This is a genomic window from Oceanotoga teriensis, assembly GCF_003148465.1.
Taxonomy (GTDB): domain Bacteria; phylum Thermotogota; class Thermotogae; order Petrotogales; family Petrotogaceae; genus Oceanotoga; species Oceanotoga teriensis.
The window spans coordinates 1-8777 of the sequence record NZ_QGGI01000036.1 but is presented as its reverse complement, the minus strand read 5'-3'; the positions used below and the strand labels follow the sequence as shown (position 1 = coordinate 8777).

The window sequence follows — 8777 nt, the reverse complement described above, 5'->3', positions numbered from 1 at the left end:
ACAATTTAATTATAACCTATGGAGGTAAATATCCCTTTTAACATCGTTTAAAATTACTTTAAATAAACGTTTTTAGAATTTAGAAAGATACTATAATAATAATATATTTGGAGGGTGAAAATATGAAAAAATTCATTTTATATGTTTTAATAACTTTTATTTCTTTATTAACGTTTTCAAATGGAATTGATGAAAAAATAATTATAGGTAAAGCCGATGGAAAAACAGATATTTTTTTAAATTCAGATAATCCTATGGGATTAGGTGTAATACTTGGAGAACCTTCTGGACTTTATTTTAGATATTATTCAAAAAAATCCCAATTTTTAGATGCTTCTACAGCTTGGTCTTTTATAAATAATTCTATAAATTTTTCGGCAGATTCTGATTTTATATTTCCCATAAAAAATATTCCTTTGAATTATCATTATGGATTTGGAGGTTTTATAAATATTCATTTTGGAGAAGTAAGTAGTCTTTCATTTGGTGGAAGAATTCCTCTTGGAATAGATTATAAAATACCAAATACTCCTTTAGACATTTTTTTAGAATTAAGTCCAACTTTAAAATTTTTCCCAGAGTTATACCCTTCTATAACTGGTTCTTTAGGTTTTATCTATAATTTTTAATTTAAATTAGTTTATGGAGGTTTTTAATATTGAAAGCAGTTATAATAGATGGTTATGTTGATGAACCTGCTGTTTTAGGTGTCCCACCTTATGTCTCTACATATATTAGGTATGCAGCAGGTGCTTTAATGTTTCATGGAATTGAAGTAGATTATTATACCATAGATCAGATAAGAAATTCTGATTTATGGAAAGCTTTTAATAATTATGAATACATTATTATTATATCTGGTACAACTGTACCAGGACATTATTTTAGAGGCACTCCTATTTCAATTAAAGAAATTAAAAATATATTTTCTTTAAATAAAAATCCTTTAAGAGTATTAGGAGGTCCTATAACTAAAGGATATACTATAACTGGCGGGAAAGCTGCAATCGAATTGAAAAAGATATTAGAAAACACCGTAGATTTTTTAGTAGAAGGTTCTATTGAAAAATTTTTATTTGATTACCCCGTTTCAGATAATTACTCTCTAAAAGATTTTAGTGATTATGATTTGATAGACTTAGTTTCAAATTTGGGTGCAGAAATTCTAAAAAAACATCCTTTTTATCCTGACATAATACCTGAAATAGAAATTTCGAAAGGTTGTGATAGAAAAGAAGGGTTTTGCTCTTTTTGTACAGAGCCTATGATAAGCGGAAAGTATAAAGAAAGAACTTTAAAATCTATAATTACCGAATTGAATTGTATTTCAAATGTCGGAGTTAAAAATATAAGATTTGGTAGAAGTGCCAATTTTTTAGCTTATGGTATGACTTTTAACAATTTTAAACCCAATTCAAATATATTTGAACAACTTTATTCTTCAATAAAAGATGATTTTGAAATAATACATACAGATAATGCTAACCCATTTTTTATAGTTGATCATGAAAAAGAAGTTAGAAAAATTCTTGAAATAATCACAAAATATAATTCAAGCGGAGATATTCTTTCTTTTGGTGTAGAAACTTTTGATTCTAAAGTTTCAAAAGCTAATAATATAATAAATGATCCCAAAAAAGCTTTAAAAGCTATAGAAATTGTAAATGAGATTGGAAGTGTAAGAGATAAAAATAATATACCAAAGCTTTTACCTGGAATAAATATCCTTTATGGTCTCTTAAATGAAGATGATGAAACTTATAAAATAAACATGGAAACTTTTGATCATATCTTAAAAAAAGATTTATTATTAAGAAGAGTTAATGTTAGACAGGTCATGGCTTTCCCAGGAACAATGCTTTATAATAAAGGAAATAAAAAGATAAATAAAAAACTTTTTTTAAAATTTAAAGATTATATGAAAGAATTCGATAAATCAATGTTGGAAAAAGTTTTCCCAATAGGAACAAAAATTAATAACATAATAGTTGAAAAACAACAAGGAAATATCTCTTTTGGAAGACCTTTAGGAACATATCCTATTCTTTGTGGATCCAATGATAAAAAAAATCTTTATTCTAAATTTAATGGAATTGTAGTTGATCACGGTTCAAGAAGTTTAACTGTAATTCCAGAAAACAAAAAAATATTTGAACTTTCAAATCAAGAAATTTCTTCTATAAAAGGTTTTAGCAAAAAAACAGCTAATAAAATTAAATTTGATATGAATATTGATTTTTTAGATGATGATAGAATAGAAACCTTAAAAAACTTGAAATTAATATAAATGCTCTATTAATAGAGCATTTATATTAATGGAATTTCATTTGCATTTCTTTTTGTTGTAAAAAAACTTGAAAATTATTGTTTTTTAATGCTTTATTTAAAGGATCATCCTCTGGAACAGCTACTACAATTATTTTATTTTTATAGAATGAAAGTTTATTTTTTATATCTAAAATGAGTTCATCATATTTGCTAACATCAACTATAGGAGCTGCATCAACTATATAAGTGTTATCATCATTTATTCCCCAGACAACATAGCCGTCAACATAATCCCAAGATTTTATTTTTTCTATTTTGTACCTTTGATCACTTAAATATAATGTTTGTGGATGTCTTTGCCAATTAGTAATTCTTTTTAAATTTGTTTTTGCAAGAAAACTCGATTCTTTAAGCCAATTTGGATCTTCAATTGTGTAAGTATTTTTTGGCGGTATATTATCTGGAACATCTGTATGAAAAGATTCTAATATTCTTTTTATTTTAAATCCATGTTTTTCATAAAATTTTATAGCTCTTTCTTCCATAGAAGCTACTTCTAAAACTATCTTTTTAACTCCTTTCCATTTAAGAATTTCAATAGTTTTATATAACATTTCCGAAGCTATACCTTTTCCTCTGTATTCTTCTTTTACACCAAAAGAGTCAATTCTTCCAAGGTCTTTTCTACAAGAAATAATACTAACCCCTATAGGTTTTTGATTTTCATATACTATAAAAGAGTCTTCTAAAGAAATAGAAAACTCTTTAGAATCTTTTTCAAAACTATTAATATCCCATCTTACTGGAACTATATAATCTTTAAATATTTCATTTACTGTATTTATAAGTGTCACAGTTGGAATATCCGTTACATTTTTATATTCAAACATTAGTATCCCTCCTCAAAATTAAGAGTATATTATTAATACTATTATATTACTTATTTTCTTTATTTCAAAATTGATTTTTTAATAACAAGTTTTTAAAAGTTTATAAAAATTATAATGAATCTTAGTTTTAATATGTTATGATATATTGAATTATTTTATCATAAATATATAAGAGGTGAATTAATGTTTACTAAATTTCAAGATTTAATAGATCTATCAATTAAAACTAATAAAAATCTTCATGAAATAATTATTGAATGGGAAATGTTAGAAAATGGTACAGATCCTATTTTATTAAAAGAAGAATCTATAAAAATAATAAATCAAATGATTGAATCTTATAGAGAAAAATTGAATAATCCTTCTAAAAGTTTAACAGGATGGACTGGATTTAATACTGAAATATATAATGAATATAAAGAAAATAGTTTATTTAATAATTTAATTTCTAAAGCTATTTTAATTGCTCTTGCAACTTCTGAAAATAATGCATCTATGGGTAGAGTTGTTGCTTGTCCTACTGCTGGATCTAGTGGAGTTGTACCTGGAGCTCTTGTTTCTTTGTATGAAGAGAAAAATATTCCCATTGAAAAATTAGCCGAAGGTCTTTTGATTTCAGGAGCTATTGGAGAATTCATAAATAGAAAAGGCAGCTTATCTGGCGCAGTTGGAGGTTGCCAAGCCGAAATTGGTTCAGCAACAGCTATGGCTTCTGGAGCCATAGTCTATATACTTGACGGAGATCCAGATAAGGTTGCCAATGCCGCAGCACTTTCGATGAAGTTTTTAATGGGTTTAGTTTGCGATCCAGTTGGAGGTTTTGTTGAAGTTCCTTGTGTTAAAAGAAATCCTGCTGGATCTGTAATCGCTTTTACCGCAGCTGATTTAGCCATTTCTGGAATTAAAAGTGCTATTCCTTTTGATGAAGTATCTCAAGCTATGGGAAAAGTTGGTAGATCTTTACCAATAGATTTAAGGGAAACTGGTAAAGGTGGTATAGCTGCAACTAAAACGGCAAAATCACTTTTGGACAAGTTCATGGGTAATAAAATCTGATATATGTCTTGCAAAAGGAACAGCTATATCTGGTCCATACCCACCATTTTCAACTAAAACGATCATAGAATATCTTGGATTTTCAGCTGGAAGGTATCCTGCAAACCAACCATGAGATTTTTGATTCCCACCAACTTCTGCAGTTCCAGTTTTACCCGCAACTGTAGTATCAAAATCTTTAAATCCTTTGTATGCAGTACCTTCTGTTCTGCTATCACCTGGATAAGAAGTTACATCTATCATCCCATTTTTTATGACATTCGAAAATTCTTTATTCAGATCATAATCATCTATTAAAACGGGCTCATTTTTTTCTACTATTTGTCCATATATATTTTTTGTTTCTTTTAAAAGATTAAATTTAAAATATTTGCCATTTTCAGCCAATATATTATAAAATCTTAATAATTCTATAGGTGTTAACTGAACATATCCTTGACCAATATAAGCAAGGATTGTCTCTCCTGGATACCAAATAGTATCATATGTCTCTTTTTTCCATTCTTGATTTGGAAAAAGTCCTTCTTTTTCACCTGGAATCTCTATACCTGTTTTTTTATCTAATTTAAAATAATTAGCCATACCTTTCATATAATCTATTTCTATAGTTTCTCCGAGCCAATAATAATAACTATTTGCAGAAACTCTCAATGATTTTCTCATATCAGTTATACCATGTCCTGCATAATTCCAATCATAAAATGAAGCTATTCTTGTTCCTTTTGAATTATAAACATCATATCTTCCAGTAGAATTTATTGTCGCATCTGGAGATATTCCATATTCTAAAGCACTATAGGCTATAAATGGTTTTATCAGAGATCCCGGAAAATAGGATGCCCCTATACTTCTATTTATTAATGGTTTTTTTGAGTCATTTAAAATTTTTCTAAATTCTAAAGTACTTAATCCTTGAGAAAAAGCATTTGGATCTGGTGATGGATAACTAACCATAGCAACTATATCTCCATTTTCTGGATCTGATATAATAACAGAACCTTTATAATTATGCTTTTCAAAGTAATTATATACTTCTTTTTGTAATCTTATATCTAAAGTTGTATATATATCATTTCCAGCAATAGATTTTGTATCTTCTATAACAGCTTTTACTTTACCTGAAGGAGTTATTGTAACTAATTTATAACCTTGTTTCCCAATCAATTTATCATTCCAAACTTTTTCAAGTCCACTCCTTGCTAAACCTTCATTATCAACATATCCAAGTATATGATATAAACTATTATCGGCATATTTTCTAACATATTTTTCAGTAATAATAAAATTTTTAATTTCTGATAATTTTTTAGAAGTTGTAGAAGAAATTTTTAATATCACATTTTTTTGAAAATTTAGTCTATCTATTACATAATCAACATCTAAATCAGTTTTAGAAAGAATTTTTCTTATTTTTTCTTCATCTTCTTGAACTATTTCATCTGAATTATTATAAATTTGATATAATTTCTCATTCCATGCAATTAGTTCACCATTTCTATCATAAATATTACCTCTTTTAGCTTCATTTATATAAATTCTTGTAGATAAATCTTGAACTTCAAGTCTATAATCTTTCCAATTTAAAACTTGTATCTGAAAAGCTCTATAAAATAATAAAAAAAATCCCAATATTGTAAGAATAAATAAAAATATCACTCTTTTATTTTCCATTTATTATCAACCTCAAATTAAGGAAATAAAGCATGATAATTAAAATCATAGTTATTATTGATGGAATTATTGAATAACTTAAATATCCTAAAAATGCAGTAAATATTCCACTATATATAATTACAGTTATAAAACTTAGTTCTTTATTTTTGAATATCCAATTCAAAAAAACATACAATATATAAAAGATTATGGCAACAAATCCTACATCATATCTAAATTGGAAATAAAACAATGTATAAACAAATGGAACTATATATTTTATTTCATCTTTTAAATCAGAAAATTGTATATACACCATCATTATTGGAAAAGAATAAAAAATATAATCTCCGAGCCATCTATCCCAAGAAGATGTTATTAGTGCTAATATTATAAAAATAATATAAATCATATTTATTCCTCCAAGAAATAAACTACAGAACTTTCAATCATATTTGGTTTAAATATGTAAAAATCTGCATATTTTGATATTATTTCTCCTGTTAATTCAACATAAGAATCATCTAAATAATAAGGTAATTTTATATTTATTTTTTTTGTATCTATTTTTATATCTTCTGGTAATTCTATATATATCATACCCATTTTTTCTTTTATTAAAACATCTTTATTTTGTACTTCACCAAAAATATCTTTTTCATTCCAACCTATTTTTTTGACAATAATTCTATCTCCAAAACTTTCTTTGACATATCCCAACAGTTTTTTATTTGTATTTATGACAATAGTATCCTTTTTTACTTTTGAAGTTGACATAATTATGTATTTATCTGGAAAATCTTTCAATATTAATCCATATGGTATATCAAAATCTATCAAATCTGTTTTTAAAACTTTTAGTTCATTCTCTTTCATTAATTTCATAATATCATCCATATTATTAGAGTTTTCTTCTCTTTTTAATAATTCTTGCTGAATCTTTGAAAAAGTATAATCAAATGGAAATAAAGCCCATTGCATCAAATCTCCAATGGGCTTTATAATATTTATTAATATTACAATAATTATAAAGAAATTTAAATAAAATAATCTATTTTTATTCATCTAAATCACACTATCTATTTTTACTTAAATTTTCAATTATTTCTATTTTATCTATAACTAACCCAGCACCTCTTGCAACACAAGTTAAAGGTTCATCCGCAATTACAACTCTTATATGAGTTTCTTTTTCTATTAATTCTTTCATTCCTTTGAGCATAGCTCCACCTCCACCTAAAAATATACCTTTACTGACAACATCGGAAAGGAGTTCAGGAGGAGTTGATTCTATAGCAAGTTTTATATTTTCAAGTATTCTTGAAACAGGTTTTTTTATAGCCTTTCTTATTTCTGAACCAGATAATGGTATATTTTTAGGCAATCCAGTTAAAACATCCAGTCCTATGATATCTATAGTTAGGCTATCATTTTCTTCATTTTCAAATGTATTTCCTATTTCCATTTTTATTTTTTCTGCAGTTTTTTCACCAATTAAAATATTGTGTTCATTTTTAACGTATTCGATTATATTTTCATCAATTTCATCTCCAGCAACTCTTATAGATTTTGAGAGAACTATATTTCCAAGAGATATAATTGCTATTTCAGTGGTTCCACCACCTATATCTACAACCATATTTCCAGAAGGTTCTTCTACATTTAATCCTGCTCCTATAGCAGTAGCCATAGCTTCTTCTATGAGAAAAGCCTTATGAGCACCAGCATCTAAAGCCGCTTCTTTTAAAGCATTTCTTTCTACTTCTGTGGCTTCCGTAGGTATTCCTATTACTACTACAGGTTTAAATATATTAAACCCTCCAACAGATTGAGATATAAAATATTTCAACATTGCTAAGGCAACGTCATAATCAGCGATTACACCATCTTTTAAAGGTCTTGTTGCTATTATATTACTTGGAGTTTTACCTATCATTTTTTTTGCTTCGAGTCCGACTTGTAGTATTTTCCCAGTATTTTGGTCTATAGCTATAACTGAAGGCTCATTTAAAATTATTCCTTTACCTCTTGAATAAACTAATGTATTAGCGGTTCCCAAATCTATACCTAAATAATTTCTCATAGAAGTCCTCCTTAATAATGTATATCAGTAATAGTATATCACAACAAGTAAAAATTGAAAATATAGCAACATAAATTTAATTATTTTTTGTTGACTTTAAAATGCAAAAAGTTTATAATATTAAACGTATTGTTTAATATAACTATCATTTTAAAAAATTATAATTAAAAATTATCTTTTGGAGGGCTTTTATGAATATAGGTAAGAAAGTTAAAAGCTTGAGAATAATGCAAAATATGACTCAAGAAGAATTAGCCGTTAGATCTGATTTAACAAGAGGCTTTATATCTCAAATTGAAAGAAATTTAACTTCTCCTACTATAGAAAATCTTGAATTGATCTTGAGGGCTCTTGGTACTGATCTTGTAGAATTTTTTTCATCTATGAATGAAAAAGAAAAAGTTGTTTATACAAAAGAAGAAAGAATTCCTATTTATGATACTCCTGAAGGAATAAAAGAAGAATTATTAATGACTGCAACAGATCCTAAAAAAATAGAACCTTCATTGATTGAGTTAAATCCTATATCTTCTACAGAAGTTGAAAATTATCATGAAGGTTATGAATTTGGTTATGTTATTGAAGGTAAAATTATAATTAATCTTGATGAACATAAGTATCATGCTAAAAAAGGTGAATGTTTTTTCTTTACTTCTAATAAAAAACATTTCATTGAAAATAATTCAAAAAAAAATAATGCACAAATTCTTTGGATAGAAATATTTTAATATAATAGTGACTTGAAAAATAGAGCAATAAAAAAGGGATATGAAATAAAAAACAAGTAAATGAAAAGCAACAAAAATAAAAACAAGTAAAAAAAGGAA

The 8777-nt window shown here is 26.4% G+C and carries 9 protein-coding genes; 4 read left to right on the top strand and 5 right to left on the bottom strand.

What is annotated here, in order from left to right; translation table 11 throughout:
* The first annotated feature begins 122 nt into the window (after window positions 1-122).
* Both C7380_RS13245 and C7380_RS13240 read left to right on the top strand, forming a co-directional pair.
* The gene (locus C7380_RS13245; protein WP_109606702.1) at window positions 123-629 is read left to right on the top strand and encodes a hypothetical protein; all 507 of its coding nucleotides are present in this window, start codon (window positions 123-125) and stop codon (window positions 627-629) included.
* A 29-nt stretch (window positions 630-658) separates the two neighbouring features.
* On the top strand, window positions 659-2287 hold the full coding sequence (locus C7380_RS13240) for a radical SAM protein (protein ID WP_109606700.1): 1629 nt from the start codon (window positions 659-661) through the stop codon (window positions 2285-2287).
* A gap of 25 nt (window positions 2288-2312) precedes the next feature.
* Here the strand turns inward: C7380_RS13240 and C7380_RS13235 are convergent, their stop codons facing one another.
* Window positions 2313-3158, bottom strand: coding sequence for a GNAT family N-acetyltransferase (locus C7380_RS13235; protein ID WP_109606698.1), 846 nt, complete (start codon window positions 3156-3158; stop codon window positions 2313-2315).
* A gap of 183 nt (window positions 3159-3341) precedes the next feature.
* On the opposite strand from C7380_RS13235, the gene sdaAA reads away from it, so the two are divergent.
* The gene (gene sdaAA, locus C7380_RS13230; RefSeq protein WP_109606695.1) at window positions 3342-4214 is read left to right on the top strand and encodes an L-serine ammonia-lyase, iron-sulfur-dependent, subunit alpha; all 873 of its coding nucleotides are present in this window, start codon (window positions 3342-3344) and stop codon (window positions 4212-4214) included.
* Here the strand turns inward: sdaAA and C7380_RS13225 are convergent.
* Genes C7380_RS13225 through C7380_RS13210 form a run of 4 tightly spaced genes read right to left on the bottom strand, consistent with a single transcriptional unit; the run spans window position 4179 to window position 7950 of the window.
* A complete protein-coding gene (locus C7380_RS13225) occupies window positions 4179-5885 on the bottom strand; it encodes a penicillin-binding transpeptidase domain-containing protein (RefSeq protein ID WP_109606693.1) in 1707 nt (568 codons plus the stop codon). The two genes, sdaAA and C7380_RS13225, sit on opposite strands and share 36 nt — an antisense overlap.
* A complete protein-coding gene (locus C7380_RS13220; protein ID WP_109606691.1) occupies window positions 5875-6279 on the bottom strand; it encodes a hypothetical protein in 405 nt (134 codons plus the stop codon). The genes C7380_RS13225 and C7380_RS13220 overlap by 11 nt, the downstream gene beginning before the upstream one ends.
* 2 nt (window positions 6280-6281) lie before the next feature.
* Window positions 6282-6932, bottom strand: a complete 651-nt coding sequence (locus C7380_RS13215; protein ID WP_109606689.1) for a hypothetical protein — start codon at window positions 6930-6932, stop codon at window positions 6282-6284.
* Between the two features lie 10 nt (window positions 6933-6942).
* Entirely contained in the window at window positions 6943-7950 is a 1008-nt protein-coding gene (locus tag C7380_RS13210; RefSeq protein WP_109606687.1) for a rod shape-determining protein, read from the bottom strand.
* Window positions 7951-8141: 191 nt separating this feature from the next.
* On the opposite strand from C7380_RS13210, the gene C7380_RS13205 reads away from it, so the two are divergent.
* Window positions 8142-8678 (top strand): helix-turn-helix domain-containing protein, encoded by a 537-nt coding sequence (locus C7380_RS13205; protein ID WP_109606685.1) that lies wholly within the window; start codon window positions 8142-8144, stop codon window positions 8676-8678.
* The last annotated feature ends 99 nt before the right edge of the window (window positions 8679-8777 follow it).

Excerpts from the sequence above, each read along its gene's own strand:
- C7380_RS13205 (WP_109606685.1), top strand. The coding sequence starts at position 8,142 with ATGAATATAGGTAAGAAAGTTAAAAGCTTGAGAATAATGCAAAATATG.
- C7380_RS13235 (WP_109606698.1), bottom strand. The coding sequence starts at position 3,158 with ATGTTTGAATATAAAAATGTAACGGATATTCCAACTGTGACACTTATA.
- C7380_RS13225 (WP_109606693.1), bottom strand. The coding sequence starts at position 5,885 with ATGGAAAATAAAAGAGTGATATTTTTATTTATTCTTACAATATTGGGA.
- sdaAA (WP_109606695.1), top strand. The coding sequence starts at position 3,342 with ATGTTTACTAAATTTCAAGATTTAATAGATCTATCAATTAAAACTAAT.
- C7380_RS13220 (WP_109606691.1), bottom strand. The coding sequence starts at position 6,279 with ATGATTTATATTATTTTTATAATATTAGCACTAATAACATCTTCTTGG.
- C7380_RS13215 (WP_109606689.1), bottom strand. The coding sequence starts at position 6,932 with ATGAATAAAAATAGATTATTTTATTTAAATTTCTTTATAATTATTGTA.
- C7380_RS13245 (WP_109606702.1), top strand. The coding sequence starts at position 123 with ATGAAAAAATTCATTTTATATGTTTTAATAACTTTTATTTCTTTATTA.
- C7380_RS13210 (WP_109606687.1), bottom strand. The coding sequence starts at position 7,950 with ATGAGAAATTATTTAGGTATAGATTTGGGAACCGCTAATACATTAGTT.